Here is an 18175-nt window from a genome sequence, read left to right on the forward strand (position 1 = left end):
TAGACTTTAAGAGTAAATTACTTACTTATTTAAAGAATTTATTATGTTTTTTGAGTTAATTATATCTTGATTACTGTTCACAATTTCTAAAATTACTTTGCCATTATAATTAGGGAGTATGGAGTTGAATATGAGTTCAAAATCTATTTCACCTTGTCCTATTGGCAAATGTTCATGAATCACATCAAAATGCCTATCTGCAATATGAATAATTTTAGGAGTCTTTATATTAATAATTTCAGTTAAGTGAGGAATATCATCTATATGAGCAATATCCAATAAAAATTCTAAATCAGGATTTTGAGTGATTATCTTTTTGATTTCATCAGTATTTGAGAATATTGGATCAAGTTTACTGTTATTTTCTAAGTAGAGAGTGATTCCATGTGGATTAAGTAGATTTAAAGCATATTTGACACTACTATCTAATTTATAAATTGTTTCTTTTGTAATCTCTTCATTCTCACATATTGGGTGTATTATTAGTTCTTTGTGTTTCAGTTTATTTAGTATGTATATCAGTTTAGGAACATGTTCTTCAAATTCATTTATATTTAATACAGCATGAATTATTGTTGGAAAGTTATGATTTTTTATTGTATTAATAAAGTCTTTATCATCTTTATGCATGCATAACCCTCTATTATCATACCAAAGCTGCATAAAATCAAAGTTGTTTTCTTTTGCAAATTTAACTTCATCTTTATATCTATTAAAGAAACGAGCTAAGCATCCAATTTTTAGCATAAATATCACCTCTAATTTAAAAGTTTTTTCTTCATAAGAACAACCCATAAAAAGTCTTTTCCATATATATTAGGATCTTTTGATTCTTTCATCTTTCTAAATTCTATGATTTTAAAGTGGGATTCTAGTATAGTTTTTAGTTTATATTCTGAAAAACCTAATCCACCATGCATAGAATAGTCTCTATAAACATCATAGTCTGATATGTTTGCACCACCTTCCAAATCAAAGCAAGTCATTGAGAAATAACCATCATCATTTAAGTATTTTAGTATGGTTTCAAAATAATTGCTTCTTCTATGAGGTTTTATATGGTGGAAGCAACCACTATCATTTATGAAATTAAAGCTTTTTGGTTCATCAGTAAAGTCAAATAGTGATTTACATAGGAAGTTTGGAGCTTTATCATATTTTTTTGATAGGTCTTTTGCCCAAGATATAGAATTATTAGAAATATCTATTGCTGTTACAGCAAAGCCTTGCTTTGATAGGTATAATGAATTTCTACCATTTCCACAACCGATATCTAAAGCTTTACCTTTAGTTAATATATTAGACTTGCAATAAGATATGAGATTTTCATCAGGGATATTTTTAAAAAATGGTATTGGTTTTTCTTTATCAGAGTAGAACTTATCCCACCATAGAGCATCTCTTTTTTCTAATATATTATCTAGCATAGTTAATGTATTTTCATTAGTAATAATAATTTCTTTGTTTATTTTATTATCCAAGTTTAAAATTCACCTCTAATTTATTATATTGTAATTCGATTGGATATTTAGAATCTGTTTTAACCATGATTGATGATAGAAAGTATAAAAGTTAGTAAGTTATGATGTTTTGTTTGTTTTTATATTAAACCTCAATATGGCTACTAAATATAATTTTGATAGGATACATTAATTGTTAAAATCTGATTTTATATACATTCTAGTTACTCTATCACATTGTAATAGACCATCTGAACTATTACTTTCAAAGTCTGAAATTATTGCAGCAATATGTTCGTCAAATTCTGGTTCACCATGTGATGGGTTGTTATCTTGAGATGCTATATAATTAATCCAATTTTCAAGAGTATAAGTGATTGGGTTTGCAAATTCTAACATTGTATAATTTGTCAAAAATTTATCTACAGTCTGTTTGTAAACATCATTTGTATTTTTATCCGATAAATGATTATAAATAACAATTATAAAGCCATTAGGTTTTAAAATACGAGTACACTCTATCTTAAACTCATCAATATTGAACCAGTGAAGTGCATGTGCTATGGTTATAATATCTACACTGTTATCAGGTAGTGTTGTAGTTTCAGCAGTTCCATCAATAATATGTGATTTTTCAAATGGTTCAAGGGTAATAGCAAGCTGATTTCTCATATCAGCATTAGGTTCAACTGCAAATACTGAATATCCACGCTCTGCTATTTTTATTGTGAACTTTCCTGTTCCTGCTCCTATATCTGCAAATATAGCTTCTGATGAGACAAGTTGGAATATTTTTTTTATAGCTTCTTTAGGATATCCTGGGCGTCCTTTGGCATAAGATTCGGCCTTACCTGTAAAATTTTCTATACTCATTTTAAATACTTCTCCTCAATATTTTATTACAATTATTTAATTATATGGATAATTATAACATAATTTCAAAGTTTATCATATTATAGAACCAAACTTCTAAAGTTATTGTATTTTAAGCACATTCTAATTAAAACAGATTTTGATTAAAAGTTTTTCTAGGAAAAGGTTGAATTAGGGTGAGTTTTAAAACTAAAAAGTAGCTTATTGTTTTCAAAGTATAAGTTTTACCTTTCAAATATGTAATATTGGTGTAATGAATTTAAATATGTAGATTTCTCTTTAGGATATATAATTTAGTCAAGGGTTTAAGGAAAACAACAAAAAAACAGTGTGAGAAGGAGAGAATGAGTTATGAAGAAAGCAATAAATTTAGTAAGAGTGTTAGTTAAGGCAGCATTTTTAGGATATGACGAAAAAGAAGATTTAAGATAATGAAAAGGTGGTTTGAGAGTAATAAATAAATTAAAAAGATGAGAAGGAGAGAATGAGTTATGAGGAAAGCGATGAATTTAGTAAGAGTGTTAGTTAAGGCAGCATTTTTAGGGTATGACGAAAAGGAAGATTTAAAGTAATGAAAAGTGAATGAGTAGTTTTGTATTTAAGAAATAAAATTAAATAGAAAAGAGAATATTATGAATAAGTTGGAATGAAAGAGATTTAGAGCTAGTGTAAGCTTTAAATCTTTTTTTGTTTTGGTTATGTTTTTAATGAGTATTAATTTATAATTAATGGTTTAGAGCTAATTTTATAAATAGTTAGCATTATTATTCTATAGATAATGAAACAATAAAGTTCTTATTATGGTTTTTTAGCTAGGGTTTGAAACTGAATATTGATGGAAGAATATTTGATATAGAAATGATAGGTAGTGAAAAAGATTCCTTTGGTGTTAGTATAAAATAATGGAAAATAGTTTTGAGATTAACACTTGTCTAAAATATAGCCCTTATGTATAATTTTTTTGATATAATTAGAAGGTGAAATTTAGAATTAGTAGAAATAGTGAGGAAGAAAATGAAAGTAAGAGTACCAAATTATTTTAATGAGTTTAGATGTATTGCATCAGAGTGTGAAGACACTTGCTGTGCTGGGTGGGAGATAGTTATTGATGATGAAAGTTATGAGTATTATAAGAATGTAAAAGGTGAGTTTGGTGATATATTAAGAAGCAGAATGGTTAAGAGCGATGGAGATAATATTTTTCTTCTTAATAATGGGAATTGTTCCTTTTTAAATGATAAGAAAATGTGTGATTTTTATATAAACCTTGGGGAAGAACATCTTTGTTATACTTGTCAGCAGTTTCCTAGATATACAGAGGAGTTTTTAGATTTAAGAGAAGTAGGATTGTCTTTATCATGTCCTGAGGCTGCAAGAATTATCTTGAGAAATCCAGAAAACACTACTTTTAACTTAAGTGAAGATGAGGAAGAGATGGATTTTGAAGGTGATATTGAGGAGGATATTCTTTTAGACTTCTTAAATTGTAGAGATGTTGTGCTTAATATTATAGAGCGTTCTGATTTAGATTTAGGAGTTAAGGGGGCATTAGCACTTAGATTTGTTAAGGAAGTTCAAAACAAGATTGATTTAGGGGATATGGATGAGATAGAAGAAGTTGTTTCAGAATATAAGGAAGAGAAGTTAATAGGCGAAATTATAGAAGAGTTAAATGAGTATAAGAATAAGAGTAGTGAGAAATACAAGAATCTATATAAATACTTTAATGTGTATAAAGGTATAAAGCATATAAATTCTAATGATCCAATGGGGTTAGATAATGGATTAAAGTATTTAGAGGGAAGAGAAGATTTCTACTTTGAGAAACACAGAGAGTTTAATGAGTATTACAAGGATAACTTATACAAGTTTAAAAATATCTTAGTTTACTTTATATTTAGATATTTCATGAAGTCTATATTTGACTATGATATGTCTGCAAAAATAAAGTTAGCTATAATAAGTACACTAATGATTAAAGAGTTAGCTGTAATAAGATTCATAGATAAGGGCGAATTTACTGAAGAGGATATGGTGGAAGTTAGCCGTATTTATTCTAAGGATATAGAACATTCAGATGAAAATGTGGAGAACTTACAGGAGATTTTTGAGACAGAAGAGTTATTTGAAGTTTATGAAGTATTAATTATGTTAATGACTGATTTTTAGAGTAAAAGGATTTAGAGTCTATTTGATTCTAAATCCTTTTATGATTGCATATTAAATTGTGTTATTATTGATTTATGGTGAGAAGTTTATTTGAAGGAGGTAGTGAGGTAGATGTATTTTGCTGAATTTAATGAAACTATGAGAACTTTAAATTATTTATACAGTATGAATCTTGAAGAGAATAGGGGAAAAAGGTTTGCTATAGCTGTATTAATTGAAGATACATATTTACATAACATAGATGATTTTAATAATGTTATATTGGCTTTGTTTGTGGCTGAGGAAGATTCAAAGGATGATAAAATATTTATAGGAGAATTAAAGTTAATAAATAGGCAGTTTAAGATATTTAATGATTTGAAAGAAAAATTAAAAATTGGTTTTCCAGAGGATGAATTCATAAAATTAGAGAATAGAATAGAAGCTGTTAAAGAGAAAGTAAATTCTATGATGATAGGTATAGATCCTAGATGTTAGGAATTAGGATGGTAAAGAGCATTTTAAATTGCCGGTTGTGGTTATTTTAAAATGCTTTTTTTCTAATTCTTGAATTAAATAAGGCTTAGCATTTGTTAAGATAGAGTAAAGAATTATTATATATAAAGAGGATTTGATTTAGGGTTAAAGAATATATTTAGATAAGTGCTTTTAAGTAAGAAGAATTTATTTATATGTTATTTAGGAGAAAATAGATGATTATAAGAAGATATGAGCCTGAAGATTGTAAGGAATTAGTTAAGTTATTTCATGATACTGTACATTCAATTAATGCAAGGGATTATACAAAAGAACAGCTTTGCGTATGGGCAACAGGAAGTGTAGATTTAGAGGCGTGGAACCAATCTTTATTGGAAAATTTTTCGGTTGTTGCGGTTAAAAATGGCACTATAGTTGGTTTTGGAGATATAGATAAGACTGGATATTTAGATAGATTATATGTTCATAAGGATTACCAAAATCAAGGATTTGCTACTGCAATTTGTGATGAGTTAGAGTGTGTTTTTCAGGTGGATAAGATAATTACACATTCTTCAATTACAGCAAGGCCATTTTTTGAAAGAAGAGGATACAAAGTCATTAAGAAACAGAACATAAAAAGAAATGGAGTGTTATTACATAATTATATTATGGAGAAATAATAGAAGGAGAATTTAATGATATTTGCTATTGATGATAGAAAAAGGAAAGAAGAGATTGCAAAAAGTATATTATCTGAGCTATCAGAATGGTTTGGGTTACCAGATAGTACAGCTGAATACATTAAGTATAGTAAGGAGATGCCTTTTTGGGCTGATATAGAAAATGAACAAGTGAGAGGATTTATTGCATTAAAAGAAACAAGCCTATATACTGCTGAAGTCTATGTTATGGGAGTATTAAAGCAGTTTCATAGGAATAAAATAGGTAATGATTTATTTAAAGCTTGTTATGATTATGCTAAAGAACAAGGGTATTTATATATGCAAGTTAAGACGGTAAAGGAAGGTTGTTATGAGGTGTATAATAGAACAAGTATGTTTTATAAAAGCTTAGGATTTAAAGAATTTGAGTGTTTTGATACACTTTGGGATGAATGGAATCCTTGTCAGATTTATATTAAGTCTATTATATGAAGAGAGGAAAGAATTATGGGGAAAAATATTGATTTAAGAAAAGTGAAAGTTGGGGATGAAAAAGTATTAGCTTATATACAAACTGAATCATGGAAAGCTGCTTTTGGTGAAATTTTGTCTAGAGAAGAAATAGAAAAGTTCTCTGATGTAAAAAAAGCAGAGGAAATGTATTCTATGTTGTTAAAAGAAGATATAGGAAATGGGTATATCTTATCAGTTGGTGGGAAGCCACATTGTATAGCATATTGGAATGATGCAAGAGAAGAAAATATGAAGGGTTACGCAGAACTGATTTGCATACATAGTTTAGCTGAAAATTGGGGTGTAGGATATGGTTCAATAATGATGGAATATATTTTAGAAGAGGTAAGAAGAGCTGGCTTTAAGGATTTAATCCTATGGGTTTTTGAGGAGAATAGTAGAGCAAGAAAGTTTTATGAAAAGTATGGCTTTGTTTTGACTGAAAAATCTAAGATGTTTAGCAATGCTAAGGAAGTTATGTATTATAAAAGTTTAGTTAAGTAGAAATTATATTGCCTTTGAAAGGTAAGAATAGATGGGGAATTATCAAGCTATTAGATAGTGCAATAAAGTTTAAAAGGGAGATTAATATGTTTGATATTAGATATGCATATATAAGTGATGCTAAAGATTTAGCAAAGATACATTCAAACTCATGGAAAGTATCATATAAGGGAATAATACCAGATGAGATATTAGATAATTTTAATATAGAAAAAAAACAAAGATACTTTGAAAGAGTTATAAAAGATGGATTGGAAGAGAATGCAGTTATTTTGAGTAATAATGAGGTAATTGGATTTATATGTATAGGAAAATGTAGAGATACAGATAAAACTGATAGCTATGGTGAAGTATGGGGAATATATTTATTGCCAGAGTATTTTGGAAGGGGCGTAGGAACTAAATTAATCAACTGGGGCTTAGGTGAATTAAGGAATAGAGGTTATAAGAAGGTAACTTTATGGGTCCTTGAAGATAATATAAAGGCAAGAAAATTCTATGAAAAAGTTGGATTTAAACATGATGGGACTATTAAAGAAATTAATATAGGAAAAAGTTTGAATGAATATAGGTATGAAAAAATCATTGGTTAGTAATTGAATAATAATAAATATGTTTTAAATGGAGTATATAAATCCAAGCTATTACCGAATTTATATTTTTAAAAAGATAAATTCGGTTTTTTTATTGCTAATATTAATTTTGATATATATTTTTAGAGGATAAAATTTGAAATGCTTAGTATTAGTAAAAATAACTACTTTGTATTGCGTAGTAGTGTTGCAAGTGGTAAAATGAGGGAAAGCTACTATGCAATACGTAGTAGAGGGGGGTGGATGTTTGAATAATAATTCTCAGATTTTAAAAGGTGTTTTAGAAGGGTGTATATTACAAATAATTAATTACAAGGAAGAGACTTATGGATATGAAGTTGTTACGGAACTTAGGAATTATGGATTTAAGTCTGCAAGTGAAAGTACAATATATCCAATACTCACTAGATTAGAAAAAAGAGGTGTTTTAAGTTCTTGTAAGAAACCTTCTCCATTAGGGCCACAAAGAAAGTATTATTCTTTAACATGTTTAGGAGAAGAGGAGCTTCAGGGGTTTAAAGATCTTTGGGATGAATTAAAAGGATTTGTTGATGGACTATTAGTAAAGGGGAGTGAATAACATGAGAAAAAGTATAAATGAAGAAATTAAGTTTAATTATGAAAATATGCAAAAGATAGATTCAAAGTACAATGATTTAGTAACTGATATTGTATGTTACATAAGGGTTAAGTTAACAGAAAAGGATTCAGAAGAAGCAATAAATGATATTTTAGATATGCTATTGGGAGCACAAGAAAGAGGAGAAAACTTATATGATTTTATAGGTGGTGATTACAAAGAATTTTGCAATAGGATAGTTGAGGAATATAGAGGAAATAATAAACTTTATGAAATGAAAAACATTAAATCAATAATTTTGTCAGTAATTAAGGTAGCTCCTTTCTTTATAGCCTTAAATTGTATTACAGAGTTAGGAGCAATAAACCCTTTAAACTTTAATTCACTTTGGAATTCTAGTTTTAATTTAAAATTATTACCTTTAGCAGGATTAATACTTTCAGTTCCAATGATATATTTAGTTTTCGGCATAATTATAAGTTCAAACGGAAAAAAGAAAGATTTTGTCTTTATGTTTTTAGGGAATTTGTGTTATATAGGAATCTTGGTCCTAATAGGATATTATTCTAGAAAGTTTATATTAATATCAATTCCAAATTATTTTATATGCCTAATAATATCAACTATAGTGGTTTTAATATTTATAATATGGAGTATTAAGTTATTGATAGATAGTAAAAAAGGAAAAAGCAAAGAGTAGTTTAAGGATAAGTTTTGTTGATATTGAGATATATAATAAAATATAAGAAAGTGTTTAGCTTAGAGTATTTAATGATTATTTATATGGTACATATGTTGATATTTATATGTTAATTAAATTAGATGGGTAATTAAATAAAAGTCTATATAAAGTAGTAGAGCTTGGAATCCGGCGAAGGACAACCAAGCTCTACATAATTAGCACTGTATTAGTACCAACTGCTTATTTATAATAACATCAATTTAGAGTGCTTGTCAACAAAAAATGAAAAAATATTTTAAGTTTCCCTATTTAATTTAGAGTTTCTATATTTTCTGTAGTAAAAGTAGCTATCACTTTCCAAATTATGTTGTTTATGACTAAGTGGAGTTCTTTTTTCAAAGAGTTCAAAACCGCATTTTTTTGTAAGGTTGCATGATGTTAAATTTGCACAGTCAATAGTCAAAATAAGATATTTTATATCTGATACATTAAAACACCAATATATACGATTAGTAAAAATATTTGAGCTTCAGATTTCTATATAAAGGATACCTTCATTACCTATAGGAAGTTCGCTAAGAATATTACCATCTAAAAATTCAAGACATCCTCCAAAGGAGGGCGTTTTTTTACATATACTATTTATAAATAGTACTTTTGAACCTAAGGGTTTCACTTGTTTGGCATATTCTTCTTTATATTGCTTCTCGAATTCTTCAATAGCAAAATCTACAAATAATGGCCATAAAACAACATCCTTTTTTAGTTTTGAGACTTTAACAATATTTTCCTCATACCAAAAGTCTCCACATAAACCTATAGCGAAGGTTAAATCCTTATAAGCAAAAGTTGATAATTCAGTACCTTCTTTATAATATTTGAAATCACAAGATTCCTTCCAGCCAGGGGAAACCCTTTTAAAGTTATGAATTATATTACCAGTATTATCAATCGCAATATAGCTGCAATATAAAAGGTCATTATCATTTTCTATATATCCAAAAGATACTGCTATATCAAGGTCATTAGCAAATTTACTTATGACTTTAATGTGGAGAGAAGACTTAGTTATTGCTATTACTTTATCCTTAGCATAGTTCCAACTTAGAGAATCAAATCCTTGAAGAAAGGCTTCTCCAAAACATATCATTTGTGCTTTATTTTCTTTAGCTTCTTTCATGGTTTCAATTATAGTTAAAGTATTTTTTTGAATATCATTGTTTATGAATTCCTTAGAGGCAAGTCCTATTTTCATATTTTTCTCCTTATAAGATTTTGAGTTATTAAAAATGTACTTTTATGATTAGCTTAAGACATGAAGGAATTTAAGTCTTATTTTAGGTGATTTTATGTTTTTAGGATGTGACTGTAAGGTTAAATATAGTTTTATTCCTTCTTTGGATATTTCAACTTTCTCAATGATATCATCATGGAATGAAGGAAAGTAACCTAAAGATTTCTCTATTACTTCACTTCCCGTAATAAATTTTCTTAGCATAATTAATAGTTCTCCTTAGTTAAATAATTATTTTAGCATAAGATTATTTTCTAGATTACAAATGAAGATTCCTTTTAGAGTTAGGTTAATTTTTATTAAACTTTATTTAATTAGACTTGGAGTTGATTATAGGTTAAATTTAGATAAATTTAAATAGGGAGTTAAGAAGATTTAGTGGGGAAATATCTGGATTTAAAAAGAGTCAAAGGTTTAAATAATCTTTAGTGATAAGTAAAGATGAAAAACACTAGATTTTGTAAGCTTTTTAATTTATAGCTATATTTTGTTGTGGGAAATATACATAAAACATAAAGTGACATTAATAGAATGAAAGTATAGATTTGGTGAATAGGGGGGATGGATTTGTTTAGATGTAAAGATTGCAAGAAGTGGTTGAGGGATTTTACAACTGATTTTGATGTGGAGTATGAGGGCAAAGTGATTAAGGCAATTAATGTTCCAGGGAAAAAGTGTCCTAAATGTGGAATGGTATTTGTACATGATATTGTTAGAAATAGAATAATTCAGTATTCACTTCAAAAAAATATGAAAGTTGTAGATTATTTTAAGTGTGAAGAGGAAGAGGGAGTTATAGCAAATACTCTTCTTTGACTTGAAAGATAATTTAATATTTTGTATAATTTAAAATGATAATCATAATCATATGGCGAGATTAGAGAAATTTATCTGTTTTTTAGAGAATACTACCATTTCTATAAGTGATGAGAGTGTTTAATAGTAGTATGTAAAGTAGTGAAGATGATTATGAGAAAAAAATCAAGATTGAACTAAAGAGAAATCATAATTGAAAGATAGTTTAAGTATGAGGAGTGAATTAATGGAAGATGTAAACAGGTTTCAAAGTTTTAATATTTTATTTATGGTATTATTAGGTGTTTTGCTTGGACAAATAGCAATTGTTAATAGGTATTCAGAATATTTAATAATGCCTTCATTAATGATAATGTTATTTTTAGTTTTTATACAAGTGCCTTTAAGAGACATAGGAGCTTCATTTAAGAACTTAAAGTTTACAGTATGGTCAGTTAGTATAAATTTTTTATGGACACCGATTTTAATATTTATTTTGGGAAAATTATTTTTGGGAGATCAACCAGAGCTTTTAGTTGGATTTGTTATGCTTATGGTGACACCTTGTACAGATTGGTATTTAATATTTACAGGAATTGCTAAGGGGAATGTGGCTTTAGGTTCATCTATACTTCCTTTGAATTTGATACTTCAGTTAGCTTTATTACCGCTTTACATAATATTTATAGGGGGCGCTAGTATAGATATCAATATCTTAGATTTAGGAAAAGGCGTAATCTTAAGTTTGATACTCCCATTGACGGCATCAATAGTGGCTAGATGGGGTATTTTAAAAAAGGTTGGAACTTATGAATTTAAAGAAAAGATTATTCCTAGGGCTTGTGATTTTCAGGGACATTTTTTAAATCTAGCTATAGTAGCAATGTTTGCTTCTCAAGGAAGGATATTAGTTGAAAATTATGAGGTGCTATTTATATTGCTTATACCAGTTTTATTATTCTTTATAATTAATTTTTTTGTTGGAAGAGTTATTGGAAGAGTAATAAATTTAGACTACGAAGATGGTGTTTCATTAAGTTTAACTACGCTTGCTAGGAATTCACCTATAGCTTTAGCTATAGCAGTTTCTTCATTTCCAGATAAACCACTAATTTCTTTAGCACTTATAATAGGACCATTAATAGAGCTACCTGTTTTGTTTTTAGTTGCTAAATTGTTGCTTTTTATAAGAAAAAATAAAGTGTCTATAATATAGTTTTATATTAAGAGATGATTAGGAGAAAAAGGGGAAATGATGCGGTTTTAAATTGGTAAAAAGTGTGGTAGTATGAGTGAAATATAGATTTTAAAGGGGGAGAAGGTCATGAGATTTACTATTGTTGGTAGTGGTGGATGTGTGGCATTACCTAGACCAATATGTATGTGTAAGGTTTGTGAAGAGGCTAGAATTAAGGGGATTCCTTATTCTAGATGTGGGTGTAGTTTGTTTTTAGAGGATTTGAATTTACTTGTTGATACTCCAGAGGATATTTGTCATGGATTGAATAATTGTGGAGTAAGAGAAATAGATAGAGTTTTATTTAGCCATGTTGATCCAGATCATACTCTTGGAATGAGAGTTTTTGAACAGCTTAGGCTTAATTGGTTTGATGTTTCTTTGGGAAAAGAGTGTGATAATCCCATTGAGGTTATTGCTTTAGAGAATGTTATTGAAAGTATTAACTCTATAAGATTTGAGTTTGGTCCTTATATGGATTATTATGAGAATGTTAGAAAGCTTATTAAGAGAAAAGATGTTAATAGGGAGATTATTATTGATGATATAAAAATAAGTTTTATTGGCGTTAATCATGCTACTGTATTTGTTTTTGAAAAGAAGGGGAAGAAACTTATATATGCACCATGTGATGTTAAGCCATTTCCAGAGACCATATATTTAATGGAGCAGATTGCATGATTATAGGAAATACTATAGTTGGTGATGTACTTAAGGATGGGGTTATATTAGGTGAAGATAATCCGCTTAGGAATGATTTATTTATTATGGATGAGGTTAAGAACCTAAAGGATAAGTATAGTATAAAGAGGGTTATTATTACTCATTTAGAAGAGGATTGGGGTAAGTCTTATGATGACTATATTGAGATTGAGAAGGAGCTTGAGTGTATAGAGTTTGCCTATGATGGTATGAAAATAGAGATTTAATTTATTTGAAATATAAGGAGGGTTTGTATAAGATATCCTACCTTCCTATTATATCATGAAAACGTTTTTATTAACAGACTGTTTATTTATATTTTAGGGTGTTATAATATTATTAACAAATAACATTAGATACTTATTTGTTAATTAATAAGAGGAGGGTTTTATTATGAAATTATTAAGTTTACCTGTTTTAATTACGTTTTCAATATTGATTGCACCTATTTTAGTAGGATTGGCTTATCTTACTTTTAATAAAAATCTTCCTGAAGAAGATGTTGACATAAGTTATGAGGAATTTTAATATAAATAGGTTTGATGATATTAAAGAAATTAGCTGTTTTAAACTGATGTTTTCTTTTTAGATAGAACTGGAAAGCAGATTTGAATTTGTCTAAAGAGTAGCAATGACCTAAAACAAAGCTAAGCTTAAATTACAATTGAATAATTTTAAATAATAAGTTGTATGATAAACTTACAATAAAACTTGAAGGGCGATACCTTCCTAGAAAAGAGTTTTATTAGGCTAGGTTTTATACAACTTTTTATTTTTAGGCTCTGTTTTAAATTAGTATTGTGGAAGTATAGAGTTATCTTTTCTTAATAAATGTTTCAATTTTGTAATCTAAGTGTAATGTAATTCGATGTATGATTTTAGTATTTTTATATATAATTAATTTAAGAAGTTTAGGAAACATAATTAAAAATTAGTTAAATTATATTTAAGAGGAGGATTTTATTATGAACTTATTTAGCTTATCTATTTTATTAACATTATCAATATTAACTTTACCTATTTTAGTAGGGCTTGCTTACATTACTTTGAATAAAAGTCTTCCAGATGAAGATCATAACATAAGTTATGAAGAGTTTTAGATAACATATTAAGAATAGTTTCAAAATTGTAATATGAGTGTAAGGATTTTCAATAGGTATTATATATTTTTTTATTATACAATGTAGGTATAAAGCTTATGAAACATAGGATTATTTATAGTAAATGATTAGAAAGATTTAAAGTTAAATTAGCTTTAAATCTTTTTTGTTTTGTCTTAATTCTGTAATAATTTGTATGTAAAATAGGAATTGATAAAATAATAAATTTCGTTAGTTTAATTTATTTGATTATTTGAGAGGGGAAGACCATGAGTAGTGTAAAGATGAAGCTTGCAGAAAGAGCGCTTAATCTTATAGAAAGTTTACAAAAGTTAGAGGCTGTTATTGAAGAAGGAGATTTACCTAGAAGTGAAAATAAGATTCTAGGAGATGGAGAGAGCATATTAATAAAGGAATTTAAAGGTGGTTTCGATTTAGAGAATATTTATGAAGTTAGGAATATATCAGAATGGTTATATGGGCAGATCTGTGCTATTAGGGAATATAGAGAGCAATATAAGGAAGAGAGTGAAGATGAAGCATTCTGTGACGAAGATGATTATATGAGAAACCAGAGATTTTTAGATGCAAAAACTTTGGAGACATATGGGAAGCTTAAAGATATAGAAAAAGAAGCTAAGACACTTAAATAGATATATGCAGATTGGGAAAATATTATGGATGAATTTGAGGTGTTTATTATGAAGTGTACAAGAGATGAAATATTGGAGTTAGAGAAGAATTTATTAAGTTCTGATGTTAGAAAGTCAGCAGAAAAGATAAATGAGCTTTTAGCAGATGACTTTGTTGAATTCAGTAGCTCGGGGAGCGAATATCATTATAAAAAAGGTGATGTTTTCCAAGCGGAAGATGATGAGAGAAGCTTAAATTGGGAGATTTTAAATTTTGATATAAAGGAAATAGATGATAAATGTGTACTAGCTACCTATAAGGTGGTTAAATATGATGAAATTGATGAAAGAAAGAGATATTCACTTCGTAGCTCTTTATGGAGAAAAGAGGGAAAAAGCTTTAAGATGTTTTTTCATCAAGGGACTTTGCTAGTTAATTAAGAGTTTTATTCTTATTAAAGGTTGGGCTTAAATAAGAAGATTAGGTATGTATTTGAAAATGTTATAAAGAAGCGATACACCTTGATTAAGAGTAGCGAAGGAGGATTAAAATGAGGAAAAAAATATTTAACTTAAAGATATTAAATTATGCTCTTTGGACTAATTTAATATTTACATTATTATATCCTATACCAAATACAGGTGAAAGATATAAATCATTTGGATATCCACTAAAATATTTAACATTTCACGAGCAAGATTTGAATAGAACTTTCTTATCTGGATTTGGAATAAACGTATTAAATTTAATACAAAATATAATAGTATTTTATGTAATATTTTTAATAGTGAAATTACTTTTTAATAAGGTGAAGAATACTACTATAGGTTCAAATAAAATTTAGTTGAAAGAATATAGTACATAATATATTGTTTTTTATGATAATTTATTGCTGTATAGATTATTACAATTAATTAATAATGATTATTTGAAAATAATCATAGAAAGAGTTATAATAAATATATCAGGAAAATTTCTTTTTAAGAAGGAGTGAAGGACATGGATATAAAAGAAAAAGTACTAGAAGTTTTAAGTAACTCAGAAGAGCCATTAAAAGGTGGAGAGATAGCTGAAAAAGCTGGATTAGAGAAAAAGGATGTTGATAAAGCTATCAAAGATCTTAAAAAAGATGAGAAAATAATGTCACCAAAAAGATGTTATTACGCAGTAAACAAATAGGATGATTAGTTATGGTGAGATAAGCAGATATAAGTTAGAAGAAAATTTTAATTTATATCTGCTTATTTTTTATAGATAGTAATCATTAAGATACAGATTTTATTCTGTTAAATAGCTTTAAAGTAAAGTATTGAGAAGTAGATAAGGGCGATACTCCAAAGAAATCTTCTAAGAATTTTTGTCTTTCTAACACCCCTTTTCTTTAAACCTTCATCTTCACCAAAGGGGAAGATTATTTCTAAGATGTATATGATTAGTATGGAAGTTAGAGAACAATATGGTGTTAGTGGAGCGTTTGGATAGAAAAAGTAACTTATTAAAAGAATTATCATAAGAGTTATATAGATGGAGTTAAGTGGAATTTTAGCTTTTTTTCTTAAGTTTATATATTTTGAGTATTTATCTTGGCAAGTATCAGAGCAACAGATGCTTTCACTTGAACCAGTATATTTCTGATCACAGTACTTACATCTTTTTAAAATTAACTCATTCATGAAAGGCTCCTTAAAAATAGTTTATTATATAGATATATAGTTCTATTAAATACAATAAATTCCTTTTAGTGTAAGGGAGTAGTGATGAAAAGTTTTAAAGATGAAAAGTGAAATAGAGGTGATTAATATATAATAAGTTTAAAAAGTACTTTTAGTAAATTATTATTGTTTGAAAGTTTTTTATTTGACTATGTTTTAAAGTAGTGCTTGTTTTAGATACAGGTGAAAAATCACCTAATACTTATGTTAGAGTTTTATAATCTATTGAGAATAATAAATACTCTTTGTGAATTTAAGTAGGACTGAGTAGATAGCTGCAATCAACATGAATTTAAAACATAGTCTATTATTGAGTTTAAATAAATTTGTTTAAGTTTACATAAGTAATTAGTGTGTTTACTTTCTGTTTGATTCTATCCATTTAATTGAGAAGTCAACTAAATCTCTTTGTTTCATAAATTTAACTGTGGCATTACCAATTTTTAAGGATTTAACTTTATTGGATTTTTCAAAGTCTTCACCTATTTTTTCAAAATCTTCTCCATCTACATAGAGAGTTTTGTAGGTTACCCATTCTCTTTCTCCATTTACAATCATTGCACAACTATTGTCTTCATGATGCTTTGAAGGGTACTTTGCTAAGGTATCTGCTAAATGGATTGAGGTGTTTTTATCGTAGCCTACACCTATTAATAGTACATAGCCATCTAGTTTGTATAGTTTGTCTATAGGAGAATTTTCACCAAATATATTTTCTAGGTTATGATTTTCTGTTAGATATTCAGCATTTTTACCTAATGCAGCAACAGATCTTACAGGGTGATTACTTCTTTTGGCATTAGGCCATTTTCTAAACATTTCAGCAACCTTTCCCATAGTGTTTGTTGGAGTTATATCCTTGTTATAGGCTGGCCAATTATTTCTTATTGCTTCATACCATTCTTCAGGCTCTTCCCAGTGAACACCACTAGATGGGTCTAGGTTTTTCCAAGTTTGAGTTGGCATCATTAAGGTTCCTTCTTCACCAACAGCATCTATTAATGATTCAATTACTATTTGCTCTCCACCACAGACAAAGCCTAGGCTACTAAGAGAGGCGTGCACCATTATGTTTTGTCCTTTTTCCAATCCAAGTTTCTTAAATCCTTGAATTAAGTCTTCTTTTAAAACAAGTTCCCTTTTAATATCTTTTCCCATTTAATTCACTCCCTTTTATAGTTACTTAAATCTGTTTCAAAATTAGTTTTGATTTTGGTTAGCTAGAAATTTAGATAAATTTGTGCTTAGACTAAGTATAGCATTTATCTTTAAATATATATTGGGTTTTGTATATTATGGGAAATGTTTCAATTTATGTGATATACTTTTTTATAAGAATTGTATAGTGAGACTTTTTATTAAAACATAGATTAATATATAAATAGGTATATTTGAGAGGAGAGATTTTGTGGGGAAGATTGTGGCAATAGGTGGAGGAGAGCTTTCTAAAGGAGAGACTTACAGGATTGATGAAGAGATAGTTAAGTTATATGGAAAAGAGAAGCCTAATGTTTTATTTATTCCAACAGCAAGCTTTGAACCAGAGGGCTATTGTGTAAGATTTAGAGCTCTATATGAAGAAAAATTAGGCGGAATAGTAGATGTTCTATATCTTTTAGATAACAAGTTGTCAGAGAGTGAGATTGAAGAGAAGATTGAATGGGCAGATATTATTTATGTTGGTGGTGGAGATACCATCCATATGCTTAAGGTTTGGAAAGAGAAAAGGGTTGATAAATTCTTAAAGGATGCATATGAAAGAGGAACTTTACTTTCAGGGCTTAGCGCTGGCTCTATTTGTTGGTTTAAGTATGGACAAAGTGAGATTGAAGATGAAGAGAGCGAAGATGGCTTTGAGTATATAAAAATTGAGGGCTTGGGATTGATTAATGGATTCCATTGTCCACATTTCAATGAAGGAAGAAGAGAAGAAGAATTCTATAGAATGATAAGAGAGAGGAATGAGATTGGAATTGCCCTAGATAATAATTGTGCTATAGCACTAATTGATGGAAAGTATAGAGTTTTATCTTCTGAAGAGGAAAGTAGAGCATATAAGATTTTCTCAAAAGAAGGTAAAATAATTAAGGAAGAAATTAAGAAAAATGATGATTTTAGAAGTATTTCATTGTTAGATATGAACTTATTATAATATAGTTATAAGTAGTTTTATGGCGAAGAGGTGTTTTTAAAAAATTTTCAGAAGT

Annotated in this window: 26 protein-coding genes; 19 read left to right on the plus strand and 7 right to left on the minus strand. The window is 28.1% G+C overall.

From position 1 onward, the window contains the following. Window positions 1-21: 21 nt before the first annotated feature. From ACQZHJ_RS06105 to ACQZHJ_RS06115, 3 genes are all read right to left on the minus strand, one after another. On the minus strand, window positions 22-747 hold the full coding sequence (locus ACQZHJ_RS06105; RefSeq protein WP_430484655.1) for a TIM barrel protein: 726 nt from the start codon (window positions 745-747) through the stop codon (window positions 22-24). Between the two features lie 11 nt (window positions 748-758). After that, window positions 759-1481: a class I SAM-dependent methyltransferase gene (locus ACQZHJ_RS06110; protein ID WP_430484656.1), complete on the minus strand. Its 723-nt coding sequence runs from the start codon at window positions 1479-1481 to the stop codon at window positions 759-761. A gap of 168 nt (window positions 1482-1649) precedes the next feature. Beyond that, window positions 1650-2333, minus strand: a complete 684-nt coding sequence (locus tag ACQZHJ_RS06115) for a class I SAM-dependent methyltransferase (RefSeq protein WP_430484657.1) — start codon at window positions 2331-2333, stop codon at window positions 1650-1652. 1014 nt (window positions 2334-3347) lie between these two features. On the opposite strand from ACQZHJ_RS06115, the gene fliB reads away from it, so the two are divergent. From fliB to ACQZHJ_RS06155, 8 genes are all read left to right on the plus strand, one after another. Further along, on the plus strand, window positions 3348-4502 hold the full coding sequence (gene fliB, locus ACQZHJ_RS06120; RefSeq protein ID WP_430484658.1) for a flagellin lysine-N-methylase: 1155 nt from the start codon (window positions 3348-3350) through the stop codon (window positions 4500-4502). 111 nt (window positions 4503-4613) lie between these two features. Then, entirely contained in the window at window positions 4614-4979 is a 366-nt protein-coding gene (locus tag ACQZHJ_RS06125; protein WP_430484659.1) for an Imm3 family immunity protein, read from the plus strand. Between the two features lie 215 nt (window positions 4980-5194). Further along, window positions 5195-5641, plus strand: coding sequence for a GNAT family N-acetyltransferase (locus ACQZHJ_RS06130; protein WP_430484660.1), 447 nt, complete (start codon window positions 5195-5197; stop codon window positions 5639-5641). Window positions 5642-5656: 15 nt separating this feature from the next. After that, a complete protein-coding gene (locus tag ACQZHJ_RS06135; RefSeq protein WP_430484661.1) occupies window positions 5657-6115 on the plus strand; it encodes a GNAT family N-acetyltransferase in 459 nt (152 codons plus the stop codon). A 15-nt stretch (window positions 6116-6130) separates the two neighbouring features. Then, a complete protein-coding gene (locus tag ACQZHJ_RS06140; protein ID WP_430484662.1) occupies window positions 6131-6640 on the plus strand; it encodes a GNAT family N-acetyltransferase in 510 nt (169 codons plus the stop codon). 86 nt (window positions 6641-6726) lie between these two features. Then, window positions 6727-7233, plus strand: a complete 507-nt coding sequence (locus ACQZHJ_RS06145) for an N-acetyltransferase family protein (protein WP_430484663.1) — start codon at window positions 6727-6729, stop codon at window positions 7231-7233. Between the two features lie 247 nt (window positions 7234-7480). Continuing rightward, window positions 7481-7813 (plus strand): PadR family transcriptional regulator, encoded by a 333-nt coding sequence (locus ACQZHJ_RS06150; protein WP_430484664.1) that lies wholly within the window; start codon window positions 7481-7483, stop codon window positions 7811-7813. Window position 7814: 1 nt separating this feature from the next. After that, the gene (locus ACQZHJ_RS06155; protein ID WP_430484665.1) at window positions 7815-8513 is read left to right on the plus strand and encodes a hypothetical protein; all 699 of its coding nucleotides are present in this window, start codon (window positions 7815-7817) and stop codon (window positions 8511-8513) included. A gap of 511 nt (window positions 8514-9024) precedes the next feature. Here the strand turns inward: ACQZHJ_RS06155 and ACQZHJ_RS06160 are convergent. Both ACQZHJ_RS06160 and ACQZHJ_RS06165 read right to left on the minus strand, forming a co-directional pair. Next, window positions 9025-9750: a carbon-nitrogen hydrolase family protein gene (locus tag ACQZHJ_RS06160; protein WP_430484666.1), complete on the minus strand. Its 726-nt coding sequence runs from the start codon at window positions 9748-9750 to the stop codon at window positions 9025-9027. A gap of 48 nt (window positions 9751-9798) precedes the next feature. Beyond that, window positions 9799-9993, minus strand: a complete 195-nt coding sequence (locus tag ACQZHJ_RS06165; protein ID WP_430484667.1) for a hypothetical protein — start codon at window positions 9991-9993, stop codon at window positions 9799-9801. Window positions 9994-10356: 363 nt separating this feature from the next. On the opposite strand from ACQZHJ_RS06165, the gene ACQZHJ_RS06170 reads away from it, so the two are divergent. The 10 genes from ACQZHJ_RS06170 to ACQZHJ_RS06215 all read left to right on the plus strand — a co-directional run bounded on the left by ACQZHJ_RS06170 (window position 10357) and on the right by ACQZHJ_RS06215 (window position 15435). Continuing rightward, window positions 10357-10605, plus strand: a complete 249-nt coding sequence (locus ACQZHJ_RS06170) for a YgiT-type zinc finger protein (protein WP_430484668.1) — start codon at window positions 10357-10359, stop codon at window positions 10603-10605. Between the two features lie 226 nt (window positions 10606-10831). Further along, the gene (locus ACQZHJ_RS06175; RefSeq protein ID WP_430484669.1) at window positions 10832-11800 is read left to right on the plus strand and encodes an arsenic resistance protein; all 969 of its coding nucleotides are present in this window, start codon (window positions 10832-10834) and stop codon (window positions 11798-11800) included. A gap of 108 nt (window positions 11801-11908) precedes the next feature. Then, window positions 11909-12502: an MBL fold metallo-hydrolase gene (locus ACQZHJ_RS06180; RefSeq protein ID WP_430484670.1), complete on the plus strand. Its 594-nt coding sequence runs from the start codon at window positions 11909-11911 to the stop codon at window positions 12500-12502. Further along, window positions 12499-12750: a hypothetical protein gene (locus tag ACQZHJ_RS06185; RefSeq protein WP_430484671.1), complete on the plus strand. Its 252-nt coding sequence runs from the start codon at window positions 12499-12501 to the stop codon at window positions 12748-12750. Before ACQZHJ_RS06180 ends, ACQZHJ_RS06185 begins: the two co-directional genes overlap by 4 nt. Window positions 12751-12916: 166 nt before the next feature. After that, window positions 12917-13051: a hypothetical protein gene (locus ACQZHJ_RS06190; RefSeq protein ID WP_430484672.1), complete on the plus strand. Its 135-nt coding sequence runs from the start codon at window positions 12917-12919 to the stop codon at window positions 13049-13051. A 437-nt stretch (window positions 13052-13488) separates the two neighbouring features. Further along, window positions 13489-13623, plus strand: a complete 135-nt coding sequence (locus ACQZHJ_RS06195) for a hypothetical protein (RefSeq protein WP_430484673.1) — start codon at window positions 13489-13491, stop codon at window positions 13621-13623. 269 nt (window positions 13624-13892) lie between these two features. Next, on the plus strand, window positions 13893-14276 hold the full coding sequence (locus tag ACQZHJ_RS06200; RefSeq protein WP_430484674.1) for a hypothetical protein: 384 nt from the start codon (window positions 13893-13895) through the stop codon (window positions 14274-14276). A gap of 48 nt (window positions 14277-14324) precedes the next feature. Next, complete coding sequence (locus tag ACQZHJ_RS06205) at window positions 14325-14696, plus strand: DUF4440 domain-containing protein (RefSeq protein WP_430484675.1); 372 nt, start codon at window positions 14325-14327, stop codon at window positions 14694-14696. 110 nt (window positions 14697-14806) lie between these two features. After that, window positions 14807-15100, plus strand: a complete 294-nt coding sequence (locus ACQZHJ_RS06210) for a hypothetical protein (protein WP_430484676.1) — start codon at window positions 14807-14809, stop codon at window positions 15098-15100. A gap of 155 nt (window positions 15101-15255) precedes the next feature. Beyond that, complete coding sequence (locus ACQZHJ_RS06215) at window positions 15256-15435, plus strand: MarR family transcriptional regulator (RefSeq protein ID WP_430484677.1); 180 nt, start codon at window positions 15256-15258, stop codon at window positions 15433-15435. A gap of 107 nt (window positions 15436-15542) precedes the next feature. On the opposite strand, the gene ACQZHJ_RS06220 is transcribed toward ACQZHJ_RS06215, so the two are convergent. Then, window positions 15543-15929: a hypothetical protein gene (locus tag ACQZHJ_RS06220; protein ID WP_430484678.1), complete on the minus strand. Its 387-nt coding sequence runs from the start codon at window positions 15927-15929 to the stop codon at window positions 15543-15545. 396 nt (window positions 15930-16325) lie between these two features. Further along, window positions 16326-17126: an aminoglycoside N(3)-acetyltransferase gene (locus ACQZHJ_RS06225; RefSeq protein ID WP_430484679.1), complete on the minus strand. Its 801-nt coding sequence runs from the start codon at window positions 17124-17126 to the stop codon at window positions 16326-16328. Window positions 17127-17376: 250 nt separating this feature from the next. Between ACQZHJ_RS06225 and ACQZHJ_RS06230 the strand changes: the two genes are divergently transcribed. Next, entirely contained in the window at window positions 17377-18120 is a 744-nt protein-coding gene (locus ACQZHJ_RS06230) for a Type 1 glutamine amidotransferase-like domain-containing protein (RefSeq protein WP_430484680.1), read from the plus strand. The last annotated feature ends 55 nt before the right edge of the window (window positions 18121-18175 follow it).

Source organism: Clostridium sp. B9, assembly GCF_050509515.1.
Classification (GTDB): Bacteria; Bacillota; Clostridia; order Clostridiales; family Clostridiaceae; genus Sarcina.